Source organism: Marivirga sericea (assembly GCF_900177665.1).
GTDB lineage: Bacteria > Bacteroidota > Bacteroidia > Cytophagales > Cyclobacteriaceae > Marivirga > Marivirga sericea.
Genome location: NZ_FXAW01000002.1, coordinates 49,177 through 75,903, shown reverse-complemented (window position 1 = coordinate 75,903; position 26,727 = coordinate 49,177). Strand labels below are relative to the sequence as shown.

Below are 26,727 nucleotides of genomic sequence, written 5' to 3'. Positions count from 1 at the left end.
ATTATTTTACCTCCACTAGCTCAACATCAAATACCAATGATGAGTTTGCCGGAATTTTAGCGCCAGCTGCGCGAGATCCATATGCTAATCCTGACGGGATGAATAAAGTAGCTTCACTTCCTTCATTAAGTAGCATTATGCCTTCGTCCCATCCTCTTATTACTCTTCCTTTTCCAATCGGAATCTCTATCGGTCCGTATTCTCTTTCTGGATTGTAAATATCAGCCTCTTTAGCTATGTCCTCGAAAGAAGTGTCAAATACCGTTCCATCCATTAATTTTCCAACATAATTTACGCTCACAGTATCACCTGGTGCCGGCTTCTCACCAGAAGTCTCTTCTGTAATCATATAATACAAGCCAGATTCTGTTCTTTCTGCCTCAATTCCGTTTTTAGATAAAAAATCTTTGATTAACTGATCATCAATGCCTTTTTGCTTTTCCGCATCCTCCTTCATCTTCTCCATAGCCTCAGCTCTTTTTTGCTGTTGCCATTCCATAAACCCAGCAGTATCAAGTTTTTGAATCGCTTTCGCATAAACTGTCAAATTTTCACCTGCTTCTTTGTCCTCTGCCACTGGCTGATTAAAACCTTCTGTTAACACCTGACTTGCTGTAAGCTTTGTTTTGATGCTATCTCCAAGTTGCAATTCTTTCAAAATGGAAAATAATGGCCCTCTTTTGGACAGAATAGAATCATTAATTTGCACGGGCAATTCTCCTACTTCTTCGCTATCTAAAAGAACAGAATCTTTGCTATCAACTAGTTTCAAGGAAAAGATAGCAAAATCTCCTTCCTCAAAATTAGCGCCATTTTCAGACTCAACTAATACGTATTCTACTCCATCTGCTGTTTTTTCTTTTTTCTCACTATTGCAAGCTCCCAACAACATAATTGATATCAATGCAATTGCTAAGTTTTTATAATTGTTCATATACTTCTATTTTTTCTCTGTTTTGTAATTGTGACGAATATTCCTTTATAATTTTATCAAATAAATTTACAGTTTCTTGCAAGCTCATTTCCACTTTTCCTCCGGCCGCATTTTTATGCCCCCCACCTTTAAAATACTCTCCCGCTAATGCATTCACTTCAAAGTCGCCTATAGACCTTAAAGATAATTTTGTCCCATCCTCGGTTTCGGTGAAAAGCGCTGCCATTGTTATACCATCAACCGACAGCGCATAATTTACCAATCCTTCCGTATCTCCTGTTTTGGAATTAAATCTTTTTAAATCTTCCATCGAAATGGCGAAATAAGCTGCACGCTCATTTTCAAAAACTGTTAGTCTTTCGCTCAAGGCAAAGCCTAAGAATTTCAAACGATCTAAGGAGTTAGTATCGTATATCAATCTGGAAACTTCTGAATTATTTGCCCCTAAGCTAATTAATTCCGCTACTATTTCATGAACTTCTTGTGTCGTGTTTGGATGCTTAAAAGATCCCGTATCAGTCATGATACCAGCATAGAGACAATCTGCAGTATCGCTATCCACTTGTTCTTTATCACCAAATAATTTAATTAATTTAAAAATTAATTGAGCTGTTGAAGCTGAATCAACATCATGGTAAGCATATTCAGCAAAGTCATCAGGATCACGATGGTGATCAATCAATACTTTATGTGCTTTGGAAGCCCCAACTGCATCTCCTAGCTCATTAATTCGTTTAAGATTAGAAAAATCTAAACAAAAAATGAGGTCAGCTTCTTCCACAAGCTTTCTTGATTTTTCTTCGTTCCCGTTTTCGTTAAACACAATGACATTCTCATTGCCCTTCATCCAATGAAGGAATTTGGGATAATCTGTAGGTGTGATCACCGTGGCATTATGTCCAGTCCTGACGAGGTAATTATAAATCCCCAAGCTACTGCCTAACGCATCAGCATCTGGTTTTTGGTGGGTTGTAATTACAATATTTTGAGGTGTTTCTAAAACCTCTTTTAACTTTAAAATATCCTGCATGAATCAGATTAACCCTGTGGGGATTAAATTGATTTGCAAAGTTGACAAGAAAATCATGAAAAACAAACGCCTAAAGGACTGTGACTTGATGAAAAAAATGAATTCATAATGAGTTTAAGGAAATATAATATTTCATATCAGATTAATCCTTTAAATTTGCACCATAATTTATTCAAATCAATAAAATAAACACAATGGCTGGAAACAGAACATTTACGATGATTAAGCCCGATGCAGTGGGTGAAAATAACATAGGCGCAATCACTAAAATGATAGAGGAAGGTGGATTCCGAATTGTATCTATGAAAATGACAAAATTAAGCGAAGAAAGAGCTGGGCAATTTTATGCCGTTCATAAAGAGCGTCCTTTCTATAAGGATTTAGTTGCTTATATGTCGAGTGGAAATATAGTGGCAATGATCTTGGAGAAAGATAATGCAGTTGAAGATTTTAGAAAATTAATTGGTGCAACTAATCCTGCTGATGCTGAAGAAGGAACAATCAGAAAAATATTTGCTACTTCTATAGAAGCAAATGCAGTTCATGGTTCTGATTCTGATGAAAATGCGCAAATCGAAGGAAGTTTCTTCTTTGCAGACATTGAAAAGTTTTAAGTAAAGACTTTCAATTTACAAACGTAAAAGAGGCATTTGCGAGCTAGTAGATGTCTCTTTTCGATTTAATTAGTGACAATTTCTGATGCTGCTGGAGAATCAAAAATCTCTTTAAAACTGTATCTATAGATCACTTGAAATAAAATATTGTAAGACATTGAAGACATTGAACTTGGAGCATTGCTCTTTTCTTCATTTAGGCTGTCTTTTACTACTGCTCTATTTCGTAAGCTACTTAAAGAATCGCTCTTATCACATTTCTTTTTATCGGGTTCTGCTTCAACTTTTGCCTTCTCTTTCTCTTCTTTTTCTTTGGCTGAAACATCAAATGTGCAAAACGCACCTAGTAATAAAATAATAATACCGGTTTTTAGTAAATCCATGAGTTATTACATTTTGATGTTATCAAATATATTGAATAATTATGAATATATATCAATAACCTATGGAGAACTTACGCTAAGTTGTAAGGTTTAAATTAATTTTATACCAAAATTTAAAATTTCCTTTTGTTTTGAATGGCAATAGCTCTTTTTTCATTTATATTAATGAAAATTTAAATCTCTCTACACTATGGAACCTACTCGACTGTTTGATTTATTGGATTATCAAAAAGCCAACAATCCATTAAACGACACTTTTTCTTATAAATATGATGGGGTTTGGAAAAACTACAGCACAGATGATGTTATTAATATAGTAGACGCAATTTCTCGCGGTTTTCTAAAATTGGGATTAGCCAAAAACGATAAAGTAGGAATAGTTTCTTCAAACAGACCAGAATGGAATTTTATCGACTTAGCACTTCAGCAGATAGGTGCAGTGAGTGTGCCAATGTACCCTACCATAACGCCTAAAGACTATAAGTTTATTTTTGAGGACTCAGGGTTGAAATATGTTTTTGCAGAAGATCAAGAGCTTTATGATAAAGTAAAAAAAGCCTCAGAAGGACTTGAGTTTATTAAAAATATTTACTCTTTTGATAAACTGCAGAGCGTTCCGCAATGGACTGAATTAAAAGAATCTGGTGAGACAGATCAAACCGATTTACAAGAATATCGAGATGCTGTAACACCTGAAGATTTGGTTACTTTGATTTACACTTCAGGCACAACTGGAAATCCAAAGGGGGTAATGTTGACTCACCATAATGTATTGAGCAATGCAAAAGCTGTTAATGAAAATTTAGATGTTGATGGATTAAAAAAATCGCTGAGTTTTTTACCCCTTTGCCACATATTCGAAAGAACTAGTGTATACTTTTATCTTTACAGGGGTGTAGCGGTTTATTATGCTGAAAATCTAGAGAAGATTGGAGATAATTTAAAAGAGGTTCAGCCGGACATGTTCACCACCGTTCCTAGATTACTGGAGAAGATCTATGATAAGATTGTAGCCAAAGGAATGGATCTGACCGGCATTAAGAAATCATTATTTTTCTGGGCTTTGAATTTGGGGCACAAATTTGATCGAAATAAAAATCAAGGGGCTTGGTATAACTTCCAGTTAAAATTAGCCAACAAACTCATCTTTAGTAAATGGAGAGAAGCAGTTGGAGGAAATATAAAATTGATTGCTTCTGGTGGAGCTGCTCTGCAACCCCGATTAGCTACTATTTTCTGGTCCGCACAAATCCCAGTTTTGGAAGCTTATGGTTTGACCGAAACTTCGCCTGGTATTGCCTTCAACAGGTATAATAAAGAAGACATGTTGATTGGAACAGTGGGCCCTGCCTTACCTGGTGTGGAAATAAAGATTGCTGAAGACGGAGAAGTTCTGGCTAAAGGACCGAACATAATGAAAGGCTATTATAATCAACCTGAAAAAACAGATGAGGTAATTGACAAAGATGGATGGTTTCACACTGGTGATATTGGAGAAATGGTCAATGGAAAATTCCTTAAAATCACAGATCGTAAAAAAGAGATGTTTAAAACATCAGGTGGAAAATATGTTGCTCCACAATACATTGAAAATAAACTCAAAGAATCGACTTTGATAGAAATGGCGATGGTGGTAGGTGACGGGCAAAAATTCCCAGGTGCTTTAATTGTTCCAAATTTTGATGCTTTAAGAGAATGGTGCCATCATAAAGGAATAGCGTATTCTTCAGATGCAGAAATGGTGGAGCAGCAAAACATCATTGATAAATTTCAGAAGGAGATTGATAAATCCAATGAGCAATTTGCGCAATATGAAAGAATAAAAAAGACTGTTTTATTGCCAAAGGCTTGGACGGTAGAGAATCACGAGCTCACCGCGAAATTGAGTTTAAAAAGGAAAATTATTGAAGGGAACTACCAAAAAGAGATTGAGAGTATTTATAATGGATAGGAAAGAGTGTCTTTATTTAATATGATAGATTCGCTTTATTGGAGACGATCAGCGCTGTTATCCAACATATTTTGATCAATTAGGTATACTAGTAGGTAGCAAAAATCATCAACTATGAAAAATTCGATCTTTATACCAACACTGTTATTCAGTTTACTGATTGTCCTTTCTTGTCAAGCAGACCCGGAAAAACAACAAGCTGCGGCAGACTTTGAAGTAGTAACCATTGCAGATGGATTAGACAATCCCTGGGGAATGACATGGCTCCCAGACGGCAGAATGCTTGTAACAGAACTCAGCGGAGAAATATTGGTAATTGAAAATGATCAATATGCAGGCAAAAAACTCAATGGGGTTCCAAAAGTATACGCTAATAATCAAGGCGGACTATTGGATATCCAATTGCATCCAGATTATGAAAACAATGGCTGGATTTACTTTAGCTTTTCAAAGCCAGGTGATGGTGGTGGAAGTACAGCCATTATGAGAGCCAAATTAGAAGGTGACAACTTAGTGAACAAAGAATTGATTTTTGAATCATTCCCAAAAACTCGTTCTGGGGTTCATTTTGGCTCCCGAATAGACTTTAAAGATGGCTATATATTTTTCACTATAGGTGAAAGAGGCGAAATGGATAATGCACAATCCGTTGGGAATCCTTTTGGGAAAGTACATAGATTACATGAAAACGGGGACGTTCCGAATGATAATCCTTTTGTACAAATACCAGATGCGCAACATAGCATTTGGAGCTATGGCCACAGAAATCCTCAAGGAATGCAATTTCATCCACAAACAGGCGAACTTTGGGCACACGAACATGGTCCTAAGGGAGGCGATGAATTAAACATTGTTCAGAAAGCCAAAAACTACGGATGGCCTGAAATTAGTTACGGAATTGATTACGATGGCAGCATCATTACGGATGAAACCCAAAAAGAGGGTATGATGCAACCCGTTCATTATTGGGATCCATCGATTGCTCCATGTGGGATGACTTTCGTTACAAGTGACCGGTATCCAGAATGGAAAAACAATATACTGATGGGTTCACTTAAATTCCAATATTTAAATAGAGTGGTATTAGATGGTGAAGGCAACTATGTAAAAGAAGAAAAACTATTAGAGGGCATTGGCCGAGTGAGGCATGTAGCCGAAAGTCCAGATGGCTACATTTACGTTGCTGTGGAAGGCCCAGGAAAAATCGTTAAACTCATGCCAAAAAATTAATTTTTTTTTAGTACTTAAAAACTGCTCTATCTCGCTCAAATCGTGTAGGGCTGTTTTATATATTAGCAAATCTAACATTTACCCCTGAACTTAAATTTGCATATGAAAGTTGGTTAGTGTAACTTAGACACTAAGTATCTACACTAAATTCGAACATTTTTTACTTTTTTGGATTAGTATTTATCAGTAAATTATACTTTACAATTGACTGACTATCAAATTTATGCACAATAATTCTCTTTACAATTCAGCTTTTGAACATGATGCCTGCGGAATAGGCACCATCGTTAATATCAATGGAAAAAAAGAATTCCAACTTATTCAAGATGCTCTGGATATGTTAGAAAATATGGAGCATCGAGGCGGAACTGGGGCTGACAAACAAACTGGTGATGGAGCTGGTATCATGTTGCAGATTGATGAACATTTCATCAAATGGACTTCCCAAGACGCCAATATTTCCATAGACGATAATAAACCTGTAGGTACAGGCGTATTCTTCTTCTCCAAAATGACAAAGGTTACAGAGGAATGTAAAGCTATATTAGATAAACATGCCCTAGAATTAGATTTAAAAATTTTAGGTTACAGAACCATTCCAGTCAACGAAAAAGTGCCCGGTGCAGGTGCAAAGCCAGTAGAGCCTATCATTGAGCAGGTATTTATTCAAGCGAATAATGAGATCACTGTAGATGAATTAGAAAGAAAGCTATTTGTCTTACGAAATTATAGTACTCACTTCATTGGCCATAATGTACAAGGAAACAACAAAGCATTCTATGTTTGCAGTCTGTCTACTAATACTGTAATCTATAAAGGTCAATTAAGAACCAATCAACTGAGAGAGTATTTTGATGATTTAAGGGATGAGCGGTTCAAATCTGCCTTTGCAATTATTCATTCAAGATTTTCAACTAATACATTCCCAAATTGGAAACTGGCACAGCCTTTCCGTTTTATTGCCCACAATGGTGAAATCAATACCATTAGAGGAAATGTCACCAAAATGAAATCCAAGGAAGCCAATTTTGATTCCAAAGTTTTTACGGATGAAGATTTAGCAAAATTATTGCCGGTAACCAATCCAGAACATTCAGATTCTGCCAATTTGGATGGAATAGTAGAAATGTTGGTATTGGACGGCAGACCTTTGGAACATGTTATGATGATGTTGGTTCCGGAAGCTTGGCAAGATAATAGCATGATGGACAAAGACCGCAAGGCATTTTATAAATATCATGCTTCCATAATGGAACCTTGGGATGGTCCTGCCGCCTTGATATTCACAGATGGCAAAAAAGTTGGGGCTACCTTAGATAGGAATGGCTTACGTCCTTCCAGATTTTGCATTACTAAAAGCGGAAGATTGATCGTTTCTTCAGAGGCTGGAGCCTTACCAGTTGCATCAGATGATGTGATTCAAAAAGGTAGGCTGCAGCCTGGAAAAATGCTCATGGCTGATATCGAGAAACAAAAAGTCCTATTTGATGAAGAGATCAAGGAAGGAGTTACGGCTAATAAATCGTATCAAGATTGGATTATCGCTCATAGAGTAAAATTGAGAAACCTTCCAGTTCCAGAAATCAAAACTGAAAAGATCTCCGGAGATATCCTGCTAAGAAAACAGAAGGCTTACGGATATACTTCCGAAGAGCTAAAAGTAATTTTAGCAGATATGGCAGTTCGTGCGACAGAACCTATTGGCTCTATGGGTGCCGATACGCCTTTAGCTATTTTGAGCAAGCAAAGCCAACATATAGCTAATTATTTCAAACAGCTTTTTGCACAAGTGAGTAACCCGCCAATTGACCCGATTCGTGAGCGAATGGTGATGTCCTTATTCACCCGAGTAGGGGAAAGTTTAAATATTTTGGAGGAAACGCCTGCACATGCAAAACAAGTACATATATCACAACCTGTTTTGCTTGATTCGGATATAGCCAAATTCATGTATTTGAAAGATATCGGCTTTGATTACGAGATCATCGATTGCGTATTTAATGCTGATGGAGCTCCTGGCAGATTAGAAGAAGGCCTAAATGCTATTTGTGCAAAAGCAGAAGATGCGGCCAATAACGGAAAAGTTGTCTTAATTCTTTCCGATAAAAACATAGATGAAAATCATGCCCCTATTCCTTCGCTCATATCAACAGGTGCTGTGCACCAACACTTGGTAAAAAAGAACTTAAGAACTAAGACCGGTCTAATTGTAGAGGCTGGAGATGTTCGTGAAACACATCACTATGCAACGATTATCGGCTATGGAGCCAGTGCTATCAATCCATATCTGGCCATCAAATCCATAGAAAATTTACATGATAAAAAGCTTTTAGGTGAGGACATCACTAAGGAAGAAGCCGTTGCCAACTATCAAACTGCCATTGGATACGGTTTATTGAAAATCTTATCCAAAATGGGTATTAGTACTTTGCAATCTTATCAAAGCGCACAAATATTTGAAGCCCTAGGCCTGCATTCTACCGTAATCGAAAAATGCTTCACCGGCACTATATCTAGAATTGAAGGAATTGATTTTGATGGCTTAGCAAGAGAAGTTTTGGTCAGACATTTGCAAGCTTTCCCTAAAAATGAGCACGTCAAGAAAGGTCTTGAAGTTGGCGGTGTATATCAATGGAAACAAAGAGGTGAAAAGCACCTTTTCAATCCAGAAACCATCCATCTGCTTCAGCATTCGACCAAGACGGCTAATTTCTCTTTATACAAGAAATATGCTTCCAAAATTAATGATCAAGTTAAAGATACACTCACTTTAAGAGGGCTCTTTGATTTCAAAAAGCGAGTTCCTATTTCTTTATCAGAGGTGGAACCAGCTGAAAAAATCATGAGAAGATTTGCCACTGGTGCTATGTCATTTGGTTCTATTTCTCATGAAGCCCATTCCACATTAGCTATCGCTATGAATAGAATTGGCGCTAAAAGTAATAGTGGAGAAGGTGGAGAAGATGAAGTGAGATTTGAGGTTAAACCCAATGGAGATTGGGAACGCTCTGCCATCAAACAAGTAGCTTCAGGTAGATTTGGCGTAACCAGTTATTATTTGACCAATGCTGATGAATTGCAAATTAAAATGGCCCAAGGAGCCAAGCCCGGAGAAGGGGGACAGTTACCAGGTCATAAAGTTGATGAATGGATCGGAAGAGTAAGGCATTCCACGCCGGGAGTAGGATTAATCTCACCGCCTCCACATCATGACATTTATTCTATTGAAGATTTAGCACAGTTAATCTTTGATTTGAAAAATGCTAATCGGGCTGCGAGAATCAATGTGAAATTGGTTTCACAAGCTGGGGTTGGCACTGTGGCAGCGGGAGTTTCTAAAGCTAATGCAGATGTTGTTTTGATTTCAGGCGCAGATGGCGGGACGGGGGCATCGCCACTTAGCTCCATTCGACATGCAGGTTTGCCATGGGAACTGGGCTTAGCAGAAGCGCACCAAACCTTGGTGAAAAATAATCTGAGAAGCCGCATTACCGTCCAAACAGATGGGCAGATGCGTACAGGTAGAGATTTAGCAATCGCCACACTTTTGGGCGCTGAAGAATGGGGAATCTCCACTGCAGCACTTGTAGTGGAAGGCTGTATTATGATGCGAAAATGTCATACCAACACCTGCCCGGTAGGAGTTGCTACACAAAATCCCGAACTAAGAAAATTATTTACTGGTGAGCCTGAGCATGTGGTGAATTTCTTCAAATTCTTAACTGAGGATTTACGTGAAATCATGGCCCAATTGGGCTTCCGAACTATTGATGAAATGGTCGGACATTCTGAGGTGCTTAAAATCAGAAATGATGTGCCTTTCTGGAAATTAAAAGATCTAGATTTGAGCCCAATCCTGTATCAGGAAAATATCCCAGAACAAGTGGGGGTTTTCAAACAAATAGAGCAAGAACACGAGCTAGAAGACGTACTAGATTGGGAACTACTGGAAACAGCCAAAGAGGCAATGGATAGTCAGAAACCTATACGTTCCACTTTCCAGATTCGCAATATCAATAGAGCAGTTGGCGCTATTCTGTCAAATGAAATCAGTAAAAAATACAAGGGAGAGGGTCTGCCAGAGGACACCATCCGATATAAATTTGAAGGCTCTGCTGGACAAAGTTTTGGCGCTTTTTTAGCACAAGGCGTCACATTTGAGATAGAAGGAGAATCTAATGACTATTACGGCAAAGGACTTTCTGGTGGAAAATTAATCATTTACCCACCTAAAAACTCTAGTTTCGATGCTTCTGAGAATATAATCATTGGAAATGTAGCCTTCTACGGAGCTACTTCCGGATATGCCTACATCAACGGCATGGCAGGAGAAAGATTTGCAGTAAGAAATTCAGGAGTTACAGCCGTGGTAGAAGGAGTGGGCGATCACGCTTGTGAATATATGACAGGAGGAAGAGTAGTCGTACTCGGTGAAACCGGTAAAAACTTTGCCGCTGGAATGAGTGGTGGTATTGCATATATATTAGATGAAAAACAAGATTTTGAGGATAACTGCAATAAAGCCATGGTTGGCTTAGAAAGTCCATCGGAAGAAGATGTGGAAGAATTGAAGACCCTCATTAATTATCATGCGCAGTCAACGGGAAGCCAAAAAGCCCATCGAATACTAGATAACTTTGAAGAATACCTTCCTCAATTTATCAAAGTAATTCCGCATGATTTCAAACGCATATTGGAGGCTAAAAAAGTCGAGGAACAAAAAGAGAAGGAAAAAATTGTAGCATAATATGGCACAACAAGACGGATTTTTAAAATTTGATAGGGAGTTGCCGGATAGCAGGTCCCCTAGAAAGAGAGTAGAAGATTTCAAGGAAATATATCAGCCATTTCCTGAAGTAAAAACTAAAAAGCAGGCAGCTAGATGTATGGATTGTGGTATCCCATTTTGCCATTCCGGCTGTCCTTTAGGTAATATCATACCTGAATTTAATGATGCAGTTTATCGGGAAAACTGGGAAGAAGCGGCCGATATTTTATATTCCACCAATAATTTTCCTGAATTTACAGGAAGGATATGTCCCGCACCTTGTGAGGCAAGTTGCGTGTTGGGTATTAATAAACCTGCTGTAGCCATTGAGCATATTGAAAAAACCATAGCTGAAAAGGCTTATGAATTAGGCTATATAAAAGCAGATCCGCCGAAGGATAGAACAGGCAAAAAAGTAGCAGTAATTGGTTCAGGACCAGCCGGTTTAGCAGCCGCTGATCAACTCAACAAAGCTGGTCATTGGGTCACTGTTTTCGAAAGAGAATCCAGAATTGGAGGCTTATTACGCTATGGAATTCCTGATTTTAAACTGGAAAAACAATATGTTGAGCGCAGAATCAATATCATGGACGAAGAAGGTGTTCGCTTTAAAGTAAATGCGGAAGTGGGTAAAAATATTAATCCTGATATGTTAAAAGATGATTTTGATTCCATTGTGATTTGCACCGGATCTACAGTCCCTAGAGATTTACCTATCCCAGGAAGGAAATTAAAAGGTATTCAATACGCTATGGATTTCTTGACTATGCAAAATAAAGAAGTTGCCGGTGATGAAGTAAAAGATAAAATATCAGCTGAGGGAAAAAATGTGGTGGTAATTGGTGGCGGTGATACCGGTTCTGATTGCATAGGAACTTCTCACAGGCAACATGCAAGTTCAGTGTTACAATTGGAATTAATGCCAAAACCACCTCAAAATAGAGGGGAAGCGGATCCTTGGCCACTATGGCCTATGACTTTACGTACTTCATCATCTCACGAAGAAGGTGGCGAAAGAAAATGGGGTGTACTGACCAAAGAATTTAAGGGCAACGAAAAAGGAGAATTGACTCACATTACTTTAGTCGATATTGAGTGGGTAAATCAAGGTGGAAGACAAAGTATGCAGGAAATCCAAGGTACTGAAAGAGATGTGCCTTGTGAATTGGCATTGTTAGCAATAGGTTTCACGCATCCTGAAAATCATTTATTAGATAGCCTTGGCGTGCATAAAACACAAACAGGGACTGTTGAGGCCAATGATTACAAAACCAATGTGGATAACATATTTACAGCAGGTGATGCGAGAAGGGGACAATCGTTAGTAGTATGGGCTATTTCGGAAGGCAGAGAAGCCGCTAGAGAAGTAGATCACTATTTGATGGGCAAAACTGAATTGCCGGCAAAGGATGATTCTTTCTTTAACGTAGCGGATCTCGCTTAATGTTCTGGCTTAAATTGCAAGTATAAGTGCTACAAGAAAACTCGATGAATAGCTTTTAGTTAAAAAGCTGTTTTAAGTTCAACTAAAGTACGCGTTAGCAAAAGTAATCTAAACATTACTAATTTTACGTAGTTTCTAGATATCTAACATCTTTTTAGAATGAAGCCCTACGCAAAAATCGATTCTTCCCAAATGCCAATTGTTACCGTTAGTTTTACGGGAGAAAAAAGCACAGATGAGAATTTCCAATTATACTTGGACGAAGTGGAAAGCTGTTACGATGATCGCAAAACTATAGCAATCATTTTTGATGCTAGTAAAGCAACAATTCCGAAATTATCTCATCAGAAAAAACAGGCATCTTGGTTAAACCAACATTGGAAACTAATGCAAAACTATTGTTTAGGTACCGCATACGTAATCCCGAGTACAGCAATCAGGGCTGTCTTAAAAATGATTTTTTCATTTCAAAATCAACCGGTTCCTTACAAGATAGTTTCAAAAATGGAAGAAGCTCATGACTGGATACAAGAATTAAATAAAGATAATAAAGAAGCCAAATCATTGTAAATCAATCTTGAAATTTTAGTGACTCTCTATAGTCCATTACTTAGAATAATCAACAATTTCTAGATTTAGGTACCTAGCCATATTTTCTGCCTTCTCTTTCAGTCTATTGTAGTTTTTAGTTTCGTAAAAGAGAATCGAATTGCCGTTTTCAAACTTTAAAAAAGCTTTAAATCTGATACTTTTAATTATTGAACTTTGATTGGCCCGGCCATACATTTTTTGACTTGTATTCACCTTCTTAATAAAAAGCTTTTCTACTTTGGAAAGTGTCTGCCATTCTCCAAATTTCATAAAACCGAAAGCATTGTATGCTCTAAAGTGCCCTTCTTTGAATTCAGTTCCTGAATATGCTGTGACGATGAATCCGCCTATTACAACAAGAATTACACTAGCCAAAATATTAATAACTAACACTGCAAGTCCCGTCAATAAAAGTATATAGCCCAGCAATTGAAATTGAAAAGGAAATAGCATTCCTTTTCTTATATTTAAATAATTATTTGACATATAGTTCAATACCAATATTCCGCTAAGATAGGAATAAACTGTTATTCTCAATAAAACGTTACCTTAATCTCAGAAACCCTGACATTAATCAACCTTTTCTTTGGTATTGGTCAATAATCTTTATCTTAAGGCTAGTAAATTTGCAATCGCAAAACAATAAGAACAATGGATAACTCATTAAAAATAGTAACTGCAGAAGACGCAGTTTCACATGTAAAATCAGGCGACAGAGTATTTATTCAAGGTGCAGCCATGACTCCTGTAACTTTGATAGACGCACTATCCAACAGATATCAATCATTGGAAAATGTGGAAATCATGCATTTGCATACAGAAGGAAGGGCTGCTTATACAGAAGAGCCTTTTTATAAATCTTTTAGAATTAACAGTGCATTTGTAGGTGGAAACGTTAGAAAAGCGATTCAAGAAGGAAGAGGTGATTATATTCCAATTTTCTTGAGCGAAGTACATTGGTTATTCAGAAGAAATATTTTACCACTAGATGTGGCATTTATCCAGATTTCCACTCCTGACCAACATGGATATTGCTCTTTAGGAACCTCAGTAGATGTAACTATTCCCGCCATACAAACGGCTAAATTAGTAATTGCCCAAGTCAACCCAAATGTACCAAGAACACACGGAGATGGCATTATTCACGTTAGTCAGGTAGATTTTGCCATTGAGGCAAATGAACCTATTCATGGACATAATATAGTAGTAGCTTCTGAAATTGAGCAGAAAATAGGGGCTCATGTTGCCGGCTTAGTGGAAGATGGCGCTACCCTTCAAATGGGTATTGGTGCTATACCAAATGCTGCATTGCAAAATTTAGGAAATCATAAGAACCTTGGTATACATACCGAAATGTTCTCTGATGGAATTCTACCACTTGTAGAAAGCGGGGTGATAAACGGAAGTAAGAAGGAAGTGAAAACAGGCAAGCTAGTAACCTGCTTTGCTGTTGGATCACAAAAACTCTATGACTTCATGGACGATAATCCATTGGTTCATATGAAAGAAGCAGCATATACTAATGATACGGCTATCATAAGACGAAACCCAAAAGTAACAGCTATTAATTCAGCAATTGAAATAGATTTAACAGGCCAGGTTTGTGCCGATACAATTGGTAAAATGCAATTTTCGGGTGTAGGCGGTCAAATGGATTTTATCAGAGGAGCTTCATTGTCTGAAGGAGGGAAAGCGATTATTGCGATGCCTTCCGCGACCAAAAAAGGAGTGAGTAAAATCGTGCCTTTCTTACAGGAAGGAGCAGGCGTTACTACTACCAGAGCACACGTACATTATGTAGTAACCGAATACGGAGTGGTTGACCTTTATGGTAAAAACCTGAAACAAAGAGCCAAAGCTTTGATTTCTATTGCACATCCAGATGCAAGAGAAGAGCTAGAAAAAGCGGCTTTTGAAAGGTTTAATAGTTTATAGTTAAATAATAAATCTCCCAAAACTTAAAAAATATTAATGTCTGACTTTAAAGTGGTCAGACATTTTTTTGACTATCAGCATTTTTTATAGTTTTGTTACTTGAACCATCCTTAAATAGGAAATGAAAAAAATTAATAAAGATTACCTTATTGGCCTTTTTATTGGTTTAATCTCAGTAATTGTAACTGATCTTTTAGTGAACACAGAGAAATATGTAATTGCATTCAAAGAAGGTTACGATATGGCAAAAAAGTCAGAAATCAAAAAGTAACTTAGCTCGTTTTTCCTCTTATTGAACCCATAAAGCTTTTAAAATAGGTTCTCTCGTTTTGGAATATTCCAGCGTAAATCAACCCCATAGAAATTATTTTCACTAGTATTATTCCCAAATTCGCTATTTTGATTTCGGATGCTGTAATTCAAATCCACAAATACATTATGATAAGGCATTACGCTTAAGGTCATTTTTATCAACCTTAATTGATTGCTTTCCCCCTGTCCTATAGTATGACCAAACTGCCATCTGCTTCCAGTGTCAGGGTTAATATGACTGTAACGGTTATTATTTGGCTTAAAAACATCTCCTCCAAAATGATTGTTCTGGGTGGTATCTGTACCAAATTCTGCCATTACAGCTTTAGCTTGGAAGTGTATTCTTGGCGTGATCTGATAACGTAAAGTAGCTACCCATTCTTCAAAGTTTGCTCCTAGTGGATGTGCCAATGGTTGCTTATAATTCGCATAATTGGTAAAATTTGAGTCGTGAGCATACATAAAAGGACGAGCAACATTATATTCTGCTTGCAAGTCCAAATTTGGGATTTCGAAGGCATTAAAATACTTTAAACCAGTTTGCACTGCCCATTTATTGGCCCACCAGCCACCTTGCCTTAGATTATCAATCAAAAACTCATCTAGTACCAACTGTCCATAAAGACTAAATCTTTTCAAGAGTAAAGCTCTAAAATCCATCCCTACCAATGCATTTCCAGAACTGCCATCTTGCTGTTCTAAGGCACGGTAAAAAATAATGGGATTAAAATAAACCGGATCTATTGGGTTTTGAGCCACGGAAGAATCACCAGACATAATAGCTTCAAAAATTCCTATGTTAATATTGTCCGTGATATTATAACTTAAGTGGTGAAGAGATAAGAATTTTCTTGGGTATTGATTTTGTGTCCCGGATAATTGATTACCCCTTAAAACAACATCAGCAGTTTGCAATCCAAAGAGATTAGTATAATTCAACTTCCATATATTAGTTTCAGCTTTGAGAAACAAATAGCCCGTAGCAAAGTCACTTAAAATAAGCGATCGCTCACCGTTTCCGATAAAAAACCTATCATGACCAAACTGCAAGTTAATATTCTTAGTGGCTTGAAAGGAAATGTATCCTCTGGCAGTAAAGAAATCTACCCCTTCATTATTATCACCATAAGGTTTCCAAAAACCCTCATTTGGAACCGCATTGTACTCCTCAATATAATTGCTTACATGGTTTGCAAAAACCACCTGATTTTCACCAACGAAAGTGTAGAAACCAAGCTTATTATTGATGAGTCCTCTGACTTCTAGTCCACGAGTATTAGTATACAGTCTATTATCGCTCATAGACTCCTGACCCAAAGAAAGAGCCAAAACAGGATTCACATGTAAATCAAATTCATTCTCATGCACATTTAAAAAGTCGGGCTTAGTTTTATAAATATGGCCGAAAACACCTCTTTCATTTTTATAATCGGCACTATCGACCCATTCCCAATTGTCATTTTTCAGGTAGTTATAATTGAATTTATCTTTCCTATTCAGATTATCAGCATCTAAACTATCTAAAAACTTAGCAATTTCTTTTCTATTAAATGGCTTCATAGAAGCGTGAAAACTGTTTGAAAACTTCCCATTCCGCACTTCTAATCTTTCCAAAAGATGATAGTAATCTCTATTCAAGGGAGCATTCACAGCCTGAGAAAAAGCGGCAAAAGTACATAAACCGAATAGGAAAGTAAATAATAATCTCATATTGCATACATTAACGTCTGCAATTTAACTAAAAATTATCACGGATAAATAAGAAGAGGCTTGGAAAGAACAAAAGCTTACCTTATTTTTGCAATCCTTTTAAAAGAATTGGTTGGAAATCAATAATTTAATTTAATTAGTTATGAAAAAAGATACGCATCCGGAATATAAAGAAGTTGTTTTCTGGGATACTCAAGCAGACGTGAAATTCTTAACGAGGTCTACAATGTCCTCAGGTGAAACCATCAAAATGGAAGATGGGAAAGAATATCCGGTAGTTAAAATAGAAGTTAGTTCAGCTTCCCACCCTTTTTATACAGGAAAGAAAATCTTCTTGGATACTGCAGGTCGTGTGGAGAAGTTCAACCAAAAATACAAAAAGAAGAAATAATTTTATATTATCACTTTTTTACAAAAGTCTCACTAAGCCTAGTTTTAGTGAGACTTTTTTGTTTATATCTCCTATAAATTATTCCGTCAAGAATTAAAGCTTATCTTTGAACTGAAGGTTCAATTAAGTATTTGATGGATATAGAAGAATTTAGAAAGCATGCTCATTCCATGGTTGATTGGATGGCCGATTATTTAGAAAATGTAGAACAGTACCCCGTATTATCAAATTCAAAACCCGGTGATATAAAAGCTAAACTCCCTCTGGAATTTCCAGATAATCCTGAAGATTTCACTGCTATCTTTAAAGATTTTGAAGACAAAATAATGCCTGGCATTACCCACTGGGAAAGTCCAAACTTCTTGGCCTACTTCCCTGCCTCTAAAAGTAAGCCCTCCATATTAGGAGAAATGCTGATGTCTGTTCTGGGTACTCAAGGAATGGTATGGCTAACTTCCCCTGCCGCTACTGAATTGGAAGATCGCATGATGGAATGGATGCGTGAATTGCTAGGCCTTTCAAAAGAGTGGACAGGCTCTATTCAAGATACTGCCTCCACCGGAACATTCAATGCCCTAATTACCGCTAGGGAAAAAGCCAGCAACTTTCAAATCAATGATAAAGGCTTTTTCAGAATGCCAAAGTATAGGGTTTATGCATCGGAACAGGCACATAGTTCCATTGATAAAAATGTTAAAATTGCAGGTTTCGGATCTCAAAACCTTGTAAAAATCCCAGTTGATCAGAACTTTGCCATGATACCTGAAAAGTTAGAAGAAAGAATCCAGAAAGATATTGACTCAGGTTATGAGCCACTTTTCGTGCTTGGAGCATTAGGAACCACCGGCACTACAGCTGTTGATCCTCTTGAGAAAATTGGTGAGATCGCTAAAAAACATCACATTTGGTTTCATATCGATGCAGCCTACTCTGGGGCAGCCTTGATTTGCCCAGAGCACAGATGGATGAGTAAAGGACTTGAAATGGCAGACAGCATGGTATTCAATCCGCATAAATGGATGTTTGTGAATTTTGATTGCAGCCTTTACTTTATCAAGGATCCTGACTTATTAAAACAGACGTATAGCATTACCCCTGAATACCTCAAAACAGATGCCGATGAGGAAGTAAATAACTACAGAGATTGGCATATTCAACTCGGTCGAAGGTTTAGAGCATTAAAGTTATGGTTTGTCCTTAGAGAGTTTGGAGCTGAAAAGTTGAGGTCAATTATTGATCAGCATATTAAATGGGCGCAGGAGTTAGAAACTGAAATAAAAACGTCAGCTGATTTTGAAATGTTAGCTCCAGTACCGGTTAACCTTTTATGCTTCCGGTTTAATAATGGGAAGATGAATGAACAAGAGCTTAATCAATTCAATGAGCGACTTCTGAAAAATATCAATGGAACAGGAAAGATATTTATCACCCATACTAAACTGAATGGAAAATATACTTTGAGATTGGTAGGTGGACATCCTGAATTGACTAAAGGACATTTGGAAAGGGCTTGGGGGTTAATACAGAAAAGTGCAAATGATTTGCTTTCATAGATGATGCTACAAGCTTATGTTCAGTTTTATTTTTTCAATTTCTACTCTCCTTTTTACTTGAGCAAAAAGATAAATATCCTAAGCCAGCTATTCTCGATACAAAATAGTGAGCTCTAAATAAGCAAAGCAATTTCAGGATTAGACTGGAATAGTAAAGGGCACGTGCTAAATGCACGTACCAACTTAACGTTCTGTGAAAATTCTCTTTTAGAATTTATAGCCTACAGATATCGCCAAAACTCTGTTGCTAAATCTGCTGCCATTAGCATTAGAAGGTAAGATATTGGCTAGACCAAGATTGTAATTTATTCCAACTTCTATACTTTGTATCTCCACTCCAGCTCCAAACAATAAACCTAAGTCCAACCTTCTAAAGTCATCTGAGTCCTCATTGGAACCCCATACAATAGGTTCTTCTTCAGTAACAGTACTTCCTCCTGAAACTGCCTCGCTTTTTAGGGTTCCACTAAGCCCAATTCCTACAGAAGGGCCAAAAATACCATAAAGCTGTGCCCCACCTACATCAAAGGTAGCTTTTCCAGTTAAAGGAATTTCAAGGTATAATAAATCTAAATTACTTTCAGCCGTCACCGTAATACCAAAGCCGGAAAACTCTTCGCTTGAACGGTAGCCTTTGGTGGAAAGTAATAAACCAGTTTGAAAAGAAAACATGTCTGTCAAGGGCATTTCTGCTGTTGCTCCCACATGAAACCCTAACCTGCTATCGAAATTTTCACTATAGGTTTGGTCATTATCTTTAATTAAAGCATTGGACATGTTCAATCCAGCCGTTAAGCCAAACTCTTGGCCAAATAAATTAGCACTAAAACAAAATAGGGTAATCACTAAAAATCCTTTTACTAAATTCTTCATAATTTTCATTTAAATCTTCTAAAAAATCTTTTTGATTTTTATCAAACCCAATGATACATAAACAAATGTAGAACTTCTAATTTTGAAGCAATCTGAAAACCTACTTCTCTTACTAAATTTTCAGTCGGGTCAAATGTTATAAGCTCATCTGCTTAAAGTTAACTACACTTCTTTCCTTAATATCTCTAAAGGAGGCTTATTCACTACAGATCGGCTATTCGTTAAACCAATGAAAACGGTTAGTCCTGTAATAGCAATATAGGTGATTAACACAGCCCACAGATTAGGAACAAAAACGGTTTCAAAACTAAAGTAAGCCAATCCCCAGGCGGATAAAATAGCTATAATAATACCTGTTAAACTCGCAATACTTCCTAAAAAGAAATATTCCATAAAATTGATGCGCACTATCTGTTTTCTGCTTGCCCCTATTGTTCTTAATAGCACGGCTTCTTGCATTCTTTGGAATTTACTGATATTTACTGCTCCAATCAATACAATTACGCCCGTGATGATGCTAAAAAAGGCCATAAACTGAATCACAAAAGAAATTTTTCCCAATACCTCATCCACGGTTTTCAAAATTAAATCTAAATCGATGATGGAAATATTCGGGAATTTGCTCACCACTTTTTGCTGATATTGAGCGGATTTCTCTACTTTTTCATATCTAGTTAGCAACACGTGGAATTTAGGAGCTTCTTCTAAAACACCTTCGGGAAAAACCACTAAGAAATTGGTTTGCACCCGTTGCCAATCAATCTCTCTGATGCTTCCTACATAACATTGAATTAAAGCTCCTTGCACATTGAAGGTTAACGGGTCTCCTAATCCAACTTTCATGTCTTCTGCTAGTCCTTGATCAAGCGAAATAAAGATAGAATCAGTTGCAGACTCTACTCGCCCATCCCATTCTCCTTCCAGAATGGTTTCTGAATCAATGAGCTCATCTCGGTAAGTCACTCTATATTCCCGCCTCAGCACCCAATTTCGAACTCCTGCCGTGGTGTCTTCTTTGATTGCATCAACAAACTCCCCTTTCAAACTGTGCAATTTCATGGTAACAATGGGCACCTCAGAAATAACAGGTAAACTATCTCTTTCCGTTATTTCTACTACTTCTTCTACTTGGTCACTCTGAATATCAAAGAGGACCATATTCGGTTGATTTTCACTGCTACTTAATTTGACCTTATCTAATAGAAGATCTTGACTTAGCATGAGCGTGGTAATAAGGGCAGTGCCCAAGCCAATGGTCACCACCAATATCAAAGTCTGATTATTTGGCCTGTATAAATTAGCTAAGCCTTGACGGGTTGCAAAAGGTGCATTGTTTGGAAAAAACCTTCTGACGGCCCAAATGATTAACCTACTCACTCCCATTAAAATTAAGGCTGCTCCCAATAAGGAAACTGTGAAAACAGCTGCTTCCTTCAGCGAATCGAGTTGTAAATAGGAAAACCCAAATACAAAAAGAACAACTAGTACATAGACAAACCGGCTTGCCTTAGATGTCTTTCCCCAACCCAAACTTCTCAGCACATTTAATGGAGAAACTTTGCGGATTTGCAGAAGCGGTACCAAGGCAAATAAGACAGAAGCTAATAAGCCAATAAGAATCCCTTGAAAGAATGACGGTAAGCTAAAACTTAGTTCTATTTCAAAAGGCAGAAAATCAGCAAATAGTTGTGGTAAGAAATACTGAATACTGCTACCAATCGCAGCACCTATTATAGATCCAATAAAACCAATAATAGAAATTTGTATAAGAAAAATATACATACCCTGTAAAGAAGAGGCTCCCAAACAACGAAGAATAGCAACAGACTTCACCTTCTCTTTCACATAAACCTGCACCGAGCTTGCCACTCCAATACAACCTAAAAGAAGTGCTATAAAAGCTGTTAAATTTAGAAATCCAGTTAAATCGGAATAAGCATCACCTAATTCCTCCTTTCGCTCCTCCACATCATCGAACCGGATTTCTTCTTTTTCTAATCTCGGTTTTAAAACCTCATTAAAATATTTTTGATCATCGATTCCATCGGGAAATTTGATATATAATTTATAGTTGATTCTGCTTCCCCTTTGCATCAAGCCCGTTCCTTCTAATTTGGAGAAAGGTATAAAAACGGGTGGAGCAACCGTTGTCGTGATAGCGGATTGCCCTGGTGTTTTATTGATTTCGCCAGCTATTGAGAAGATGGTCGTCCCAATTCTAACAGAGTCATCAGGACTGATGTTAAATTGCAGCATTAAAGACTGGTCCACCAATGCGTCCTGATTTTTATTATAAGTTTTAGCCGAGGATATTGGTGTGGTTTCTATAGCTCCGTAAAAAGGATAGTTAGCTTCCACCGCTCGTACATTGATCAAACGTGTTCCTCCATTTTTAGGAAAATAAACCATACTTGCAAAAGCTCTCTCTTCCGAAAGCTGTAAGTTTTCGTCCTGCAGAAATTGATAGAGCGAATCTGGGAAGGGACTTCTACTTTCCAGTTCTACATCTGCACCCAGAAGTTCTTTTGCTTCTGAGTTAATTTGTTGAGTAAGATTATCGCCAAAGGAATTGATGGCAACTAGAGCTGCTATACCGAGTACAATGCTGCTCATAAATAGAATTAAACGCGAGCGATTTCTGCGACTGTCACGCCAAGCCATTTTCAATAACCAATTTAAATTTTGCATGAGAATGGATTTATGCTTTTTCAGATGTTGCGCTTGCAGAATCTTTAATCAGTTTACCTCCTTTTAGTTGTAGGATGCGGTCGGTTCGTTTTGCCAATTCAGTATCGTGCGTTACTAAAATCAAGGTTGTCCCTAATTCTTTATTTAAATTAAATATCAAGGCTTCAATTGTTTCTCCCGTTTCTTGATCCAAATTACCTGTAGGTTCATCCGCAAATAAAATTTTAGGTTGGTTGGCGAAAGCTCTTGCAATGGAGACTCTTTGTTGCTCACCACCGGAAAGTTGAGATGCATAGTGATGCATTCTATCTCCCAAACCCACCTTTTCCAATAAATCAACCGCTATTGGCTTCACATTTTTTTTACCTAGGAGCTCCAACGGTACCATTACATTCTCCAAAGCTGTCAAAGTGGGTAGCAAGTTAAAACTTTGAAAAATAAATCCAACGGAAGCATTACGAACAGCCGCCCTTTGGTCTTCCGAAAGCTTTTCTAATTGCTTTCCATCCAGAATAATGGAGCCAGTTCCGGCCTCATCTAAGCCTGCACATAATCCAAGCAAAGTTGTTTTCCCGCTGCCGGACGGACCAATAATGGCGCAACTGCTCCCAGGCTCTATTTCAAAATTTATATCAGAAAGTACTGTTAAGGACTTCTCCCCAGATTGATATGTTTTACTTAAATTTTCGACTGCTAATATCTGATTCATTGATTTTTTTTCTGCGACAACTAAAATGCAAACGGTTGAGGAGAGAAACAGTTTAGGGAAAATGATAGATGGTCTTCGTTTACAACATTAAGGAGCTTTACATTCAATGTGAACAAAATGGAGCTTAGTACCCGTCACAATATACCCACAATAAAAATCAATCCCCTAAAACAATTCATAATGATCAATTAAAACAACTGTTGAATTATGAATAAAATGCAGCACTATACCGTAAATAATAGTATTGTAGCGATTTCTAAAGTATGCCAAAAACAGTCCAAAAGGAACAATCCAGTACAGGCTTAAAAGCGAAAAATGAACTAAGCCAAATAAAAATGAAGATCCCCATATTGCCGATTTTTTACCGGCCAACCTTGTCAAGTTATTAAATATAAACCCTCTAAAGGCCATTTCCTCGAAGATAGCTGGGAAAACGGCTGTCAAAACAATTGCTGAAATCAAAGAGTACTCTAAGTCTTTGAATATATCAATGGAATTATATGTCTCTAACTCTAAAAATAAATTTAGCTTTTCGATACTGTAAGAAACTAAAAAGCCAGAGAGAATGCCAAATAAACTAACAAATAAAAGCGGCTTGATCTTAATATTTTTAATACTGAAAAGGCTCCAGACTTCTGGTTGCAGTATTCCAAAAATTACATCTACAATTGCAAAACAAGTAGTCCAAAAAATAAGCGAATATAAGTCATCACCTGTAAAGATTGATACTACTATAAGTGCTAAAATAACAAAGGTGTATCTGGCAAGATTTGTTAAATTTCTGCTGTAATTACTATCCTTTTTTAACTCTCTCCGAAACGCATTAATATTTTGAGCTCCGCATTTATTGCAAAAATTATATCCCCTTTTTTGCGGTTCTCCGCATCTATGACACTCAATCGAAATGTCTATTTCTTCATTAGGTAGTTGCATTTAAGGTTCGAAGTTTTTGTGAAAATTCCTTATAGTCTTTTGCAGAGCTTATGCCTTTCACAAAAATACCAATAAATACTATTTTCAAAATAATACCACTTAACAATAAGGCGGGATCTACCAAAACGACCGACAATTGCAGCAAAACCCAAAATATGAAAGCAGCCATAATCCCAACTAGAGGTTGTTTATTTACCCAGAACACGCATGCAATAAAAATCACTGCAGCGATGATAGGACCAATTCCGTCATAAAAAGTGATCTCCTGAGATAAGAAAGCTAAACCAACCACTAAATGAAGACCAGCAAGAACCCAAAGCAATATTTTTACATTTTTCAACTTCTTTTTAGCATCTTTCAATACATTCATTTTGAGCTTAATCCTGTACTCATATTTGTCCTTTTCCTCTTGATCAGCGTTTTCAGGATATCCACAATTAGAACAGAATACATCTTCTGCCGTGATTGAGGCCTTACACTTTGAACATTGGGTAAAATTCTGTTCCATTTCTCTTCAATTGATTTAACTTTCAAATTAGTAGATTTAGGTTTAGATACAAAAGATTTTTTGTTTTTGAAACTATTCAAAACTGCTCGACTGGAATATTTGAACTGTAGCACTTTTAAACTATTCATTTTAAAAGATCTTTTTCATTTTTTAAGGATTTGCTTATTGCCATCCATCAAAATTTAAACTCCTATCGCCTAACTCAAATACATATTTACTAACTTATCCTTCCAAAATAAACTTAATTAAAAATGAAGAAACACATATTATTATTCATTGGGTTTTGCTTCCTTTTACATCCTAGCCTTAAAGCACAAGAAAAGGAAGATGAGAGTAGCTACGTAAAAGAAAATTACGACAAAGAAGAAGTATATATTCCGATGCGTGACGGCACCCGACTTTATACAGCTATTTATACACCTAAGGAAGAAGGAAAGCATCCTATTATGATGCAAAGAACCTGCTACAGTATTGCGCCTTACGGAGCCGATCAGTATAAGCGTTCTTTAGGACCTTCAAAGTACTTAATGGAAGATAAATTTATATTCGTTTATCAAGATGTGAGAGGTAGATGGATGTCAGAAGGCAAGTTTACTAACATGACGCCTAATATTCCTGGTAATAAACATAAAAAAGAGGCTGATGAGAGTTCCGATACCTTCGACACTATTGAATGGTTGTTAAAGCACCTAAAAGGAAAAACGAACGGAAAAGTTGGTCAATGGGGAATCAGCTACCCGGGCTTCTACACTGCAGCCGCATTGCCTGATGCGCACCCTGCACTAAAAGCTAGTTCACCCCAGGCTCCCATTGGAGATTTCTTCTTTGATGATTTCCATCATAATGGCGCTTACTTACAAAGTTATACAGCAGCCTACCCTGTTTTTGGTTATCAAACTGATGGTCCGACAAAAGAATCTTGGTACAACGAAGCTTTCGCTAGAATGAGAACAGCCAATGCTATTGATGGCTATGATTACCATCTAGAAATGGGGCCTCTTAAAAATATAACAGAGAAGCTTCATTTTGATAATGAGTTCTGGGAGCAAACGGTAGAACACCCAAACTATGATGAATTTTGGCAAAAGAGAAGTATTATCCCTCATTTAGATGATATCGACCATGCAGTAATGGTTGTAGGTGGCTGGTATGACGCAGAGGATTTATATGGCCCATTAAATATCTATAAAACCATCGAAAAAACTAGCCCTGATGCTTATAATACTATAGTTTTTGGCCCGTGGAGTCATGGTGATTGGGCACGGGAAAGAGGTATTCAAGCAGTCAATCATATTTATTTTGGAGATAGCCTCTCCACTTTTTATCAAACAGAAATTGAGCGCACCTTCTTCAACCACTTCTTGAGAGATGGAAAAGGGAAACCTAATTTACCAGAGGCCTATATGTTTGATACTGGTTTGAAAGAATGGCAAAAATTTGATGTTTGGCCACCGCAAATTCCTAAAAATACTTTAGGCTTTGCTAAGAATGGAAAATTATTGATCAATGATGAAGGCAGTAATGAGGATGAGTTTACTTATGTATCAGACCCAGCTAAACCAGTTCCCTACACCTCTTTTACAGAAAGTCTAACCTTTACCCCACGACCCTATATGACCGATGATCAACGTCATGCTGGTCGCAGACCTGATGTTTTGGTTTGGGAATCTGATCCTTTGGAAGAACAGTTGACCTTAGCTGGTGAAATTGCAGCTAAATTAAAAGTGGCGATCTCTTCTACTGATGCAGATTTCATCGTTAAAATAATAGATGTTTATCCTGGTGATCACGAAAACTATGAGCACAATCCCGAAAATATTAAAATGGGAAATTACCAACAATTAGTGCGTGCAGAAGTCTTCAGAGGAAGGTTCAGAGACAGCTTTGCAGACCCAAAACCATTTGTACCCAATGAGGAAGATGAAGTAGAAATCGCCTTGCAGGATATTTTACATACTTTCAAAAAAGGTCATAAAGTGATGGTGCAAATTCACAGCACCTGGTTTCCCTATATTGACAGAAATCCTCAGAAATATGTAGAAAATATCTATAAAGCAGAAGCGGAGGATTTTATTAAAGCTACTATTACAGTAAAAGGCGATTCTAAAATTGAGATTGGAGAATTGGAGACTACTCCGCAATCCTTACAATTGGAAATGGACAAATAGAG

At 37.3% G+C, this 26,727-nt stretch carries 21 protein-coding genes; 11 read left to right on the top strand and 10 right to left on the bottom strand.

The genetic code is table 11. From position 1 onward, the window contains the following. Position 1: 1 nt before the first annotated feature. Both B9Y84_RS05485 and B9Y84_RS05480 read right to left on the bottom strand, forming a co-directional pair. On the bottom strand, positions 2 to 934 hold the full coding sequence (locus tag B9Y84_RS05485) for an FKBP-type peptidyl-prolyl cis-trans isomerase (RefSeq protein ID WP_085516101.1): 933 nt from the start codon (positions 932 to 934) through the stop codon (positions 2 to 4). Continuing rightward, positions 921 to 1,964 (bottom strand): DHH family phosphoesterase, encoded by a 1,044-nt coding sequence (locus B9Y84_RS05480; RefSeq protein ID WP_085516100.1) that lies wholly within the window; start codon positions 1,962 to 1,964, stop codon positions 921 to 923. The genes B9Y84_RS05485 and B9Y84_RS05480 overlap by 14 nt, the downstream gene beginning before the upstream one ends. A 194-nt stretch (positions 1,965 to 2,158) precedes the next feature. Between B9Y84_RS05480 and B9Y84_RS05475 the strand changes: the two genes are divergently transcribed. Beyond that, positions 2,159 to 2,578 (top strand): nucleoside-diphosphate kinase, encoded by a 420-nt coding sequence (locus B9Y84_RS05475; protein ID WP_085516099.1) that lies wholly within the window; start codon positions 2,159 to 2,161, stop codon positions 2,576 to 2,578. A 65-nt stretch (positions 2,579 to 2,643) separates the two neighbouring features. Here B9Y84_RS05475 and B9Y84_RS05470 read toward each other — a convergent pair whose 3' ends face one another. Next, positions 2,644 to 2,961, bottom strand: a complete 318-nt coding sequence (locus B9Y84_RS05470; RefSeq protein ID WP_085516098.1) for a hypothetical protein — start codon at positions 2,959 to 2,961, stop codon at positions 2,644 to 2,646. Between the two features lie 190 nt (positions 2,962 to 3,151). On the opposite strand from B9Y84_RS05470, the gene B9Y84_RS05465 reads away from it, so the two are divergent. From B9Y84_RS05465 to B9Y84_RS05445, 5 genes are all read left to right on the top strand, one after another. Continuing rightward, on the top strand, positions 3,152 to 4,912 hold the full coding sequence (locus B9Y84_RS05465; RefSeq protein ID WP_085516097.1) for an AMP-dependent synthetase/ligase: 1,761 nt from the start codon (positions 3,152 to 3,154) through the stop codon (positions 4,910 to 4,912). Between the two features lie 114 nt (positions 4,913 to 5,026). Then, a complete protein-coding gene (locus tag B9Y84_RS05460) occupies positions 5,027 to 6,142 on the top strand; it encodes a PQQ-dependent sugar dehydrogenase (protein ID WP_176223730.1) in 1,116 nt (371 codons plus the stop codon). A gap of 223 nt (positions 6,143 to 6,365) precedes the next feature. Then, on the top strand, positions 6,366 to 10,889 hold the full coding sequence (gene gltB / locus B9Y84_RS05455) for a glutamate synthase large subunit (protein ID WP_085516096.1): 4,524 nt from the start codon (positions 6,366 to 6,368) through the stop codon (positions 10,887 to 10,889). Between the two features lies 1 nt (position 10,890). Continuing rightward, positions 10,891 to 12,354: a glutamate synthase subunit beta gene (locus tag B9Y84_RS05450; protein WP_085516095.1), complete on the top strand. Its 1,464-nt coding sequence runs from the start codon at positions 10,891 to 10,893 to the stop codon at positions 12,352 to 12,354. A gap of 159 nt (positions 12,355 to 12,513) precedes the next feature. Further along, a complete protein-coding gene (locus B9Y84_RS05445; RefSeq protein ID WP_085516094.1) occupies positions 12,514 to 12,924 on the top strand; it encodes an STAS/SEC14 domain-containing protein in 411 nt (136 codons plus the stop codon). 36 nt (positions 12,925 to 12,960) lie between these two features. Here B9Y84_RS05445 and B9Y84_RS05440 read toward each other — a convergent pair whose 3' ends face one another. Continuing rightward, the gene (locus B9Y84_RS05440) at positions 12,961 to 13,431 is read right to left on the bottom strand and encodes a hypothetical protein (RefSeq protein WP_085516093.1); all 471 of its coding nucleotides are present in this window, start codon (positions 13,429 to 13,431) and stop codon (positions 12,961 to 12,963) included. A gap of 165 nt (positions 13,432 to 13,596) precedes the next feature. Here B9Y84_RS05440 and B9Y84_RS05435 point away from each other — a divergent pair, with 165 nt between their 5' ends. Both B9Y84_RS05435 and B9Y84_RS20565 read left to right on the top strand, forming a co-directional pair. Next, a complete protein-coding gene (locus B9Y84_RS05435; protein ID WP_085516092.1) occupies positions 13,597 to 14,880 on the top strand; it encodes an acetyl-CoA hydrolase/transferase family protein in 1,284 nt (427 codons plus the stop codon). Positions 14,881 to 15,001: 121 nt separating this feature from the next. Next, on the top strand, positions 15,002 to 15,151 hold the full coding sequence (locus tag B9Y84_RS20565; RefSeq protein ID WP_176223729.1) for a hypothetical protein: 150 nt from the start codon (positions 15,002 to 15,004) through the stop codon (positions 15,149 to 15,151). Positions 15,152 to 15,189: 38 nt separating this feature from the next. Here the strand turns inward: B9Y84_RS20565 and B9Y84_RS05430 are convergent, their stop codons facing one another. After that, positions 15,190 to 16,902 (bottom strand): capsule assembly Wzi family protein, encoded by a 1,713-nt coding sequence (locus B9Y84_RS05430; RefSeq protein WP_085516091.1) that lies wholly within the window; start codon positions 16,900 to 16,902, stop codon positions 15,190 to 15,192. Positions 16,903 to 17,044: 142 nt separating this feature from the next. Here B9Y84_RS05430 and B9Y84_RS05425 point away from each other — a divergent pair, with 142 nt between their 5' ends. Continuing rightward, entirely contained in the window at positions 17,045 to 17,293 is a 249-nt protein-coding gene (locus B9Y84_RS05425; RefSeq protein WP_085516090.1) for a type B 50S ribosomal protein L31, read from the top strand. Between the two features lie 134 nt (positions 17,294 to 17,427). Then, positions 17,428 to 18,846, top strand: coding sequence for a pyridoxal phosphate-dependent decarboxylase family protein (locus B9Y84_RS05420; protein ID WP_085516089.1), 1,419 nt, complete (start codon positions 17,428 to 17,430; stop codon positions 18,844 to 18,846). Positions 18,847 to 19,053: 207 nt separating this feature from the next. Here the strand turns inward: B9Y84_RS05420 and B9Y84_RS05415 are convergent, their stop codons facing one another. From B9Y84_RS05415 to B9Y84_RS05395, 5 genes are all read right to left on the bottom strand, one after another. Then, positions 19,054 to 19,719: a porin family protein gene (locus B9Y84_RS05415; RefSeq protein WP_176223728.1), complete on the bottom strand. Its 666-nt coding sequence runs from the start codon at positions 19,717 to 19,719 to the stop codon at positions 19,054 to 19,056. A 162-nt stretch (positions 19,720 to 19,881) separates the two neighbouring features. Beyond that, on the bottom strand, positions 19,882 to 22,407 hold the full coding sequence (locus tag B9Y84_RS05410; RefSeq protein ID WP_085516087.1) for an ABC transporter permease: 2,526 nt from the start codon (positions 22,405 to 22,407) through the stop codon (positions 19,882 to 19,884). A 10-nt stretch (positions 22,408 to 22,417) separates the two neighbouring features. Then, complete coding sequence (locus B9Y84_RS05405; RefSeq protein WP_085516086.1) at positions 22,418 to 23,116, bottom strand: ABC transporter ATP-binding protein; 699 nt, start codon at positions 23,114 to 23,116, stop codon at positions 22,418 to 22,420. Between the two features lie 165 nt (positions 23,117 to 23,281). Next, complete coding sequence (locus B9Y84_RS05400; protein WP_085516085.1) at positions 23,282 to 24,049, bottom strand: CPBP family intramembrane glutamic endopeptidase; 768 nt, start codon at positions 24,047 to 24,049, stop codon at positions 23,282 to 23,284. Further along, positions 24,036 to 24,557 carry a zinc ribbon domain-containing protein gene (locus B9Y84_RS05395; RefSeq protein ID WP_085516084.1) on the bottom strand — a complete coding sequence of 174 codons (522 nt, stop codon included), beginning with the start codon at positions 24,555 to 24,557 and terminating at the stop codon, positions 24,036 to 24,038. Before B9Y84_RS05395 ends, B9Y84_RS05400 begins: the two co-directional genes overlap by 14 nt. Before the next feature lie 251 nt (positions 24,558 to 24,808). On the opposite strand from B9Y84_RS05395, the gene B9Y84_RS05390 reads away from it, so the two are divergent. Next, on the top strand, positions 24,809 to 26,725 hold the full coding sequence (locus B9Y84_RS05390) for a CocE/NonD family hydrolase (RefSeq protein WP_085516083.1): 1,917 nt from the start codon (positions 24,809 to 24,811) through the stop codon (positions 26,723 to 26,725). Positions 26,726 to 26,727 lie beyond the last annotated feature (2 nt).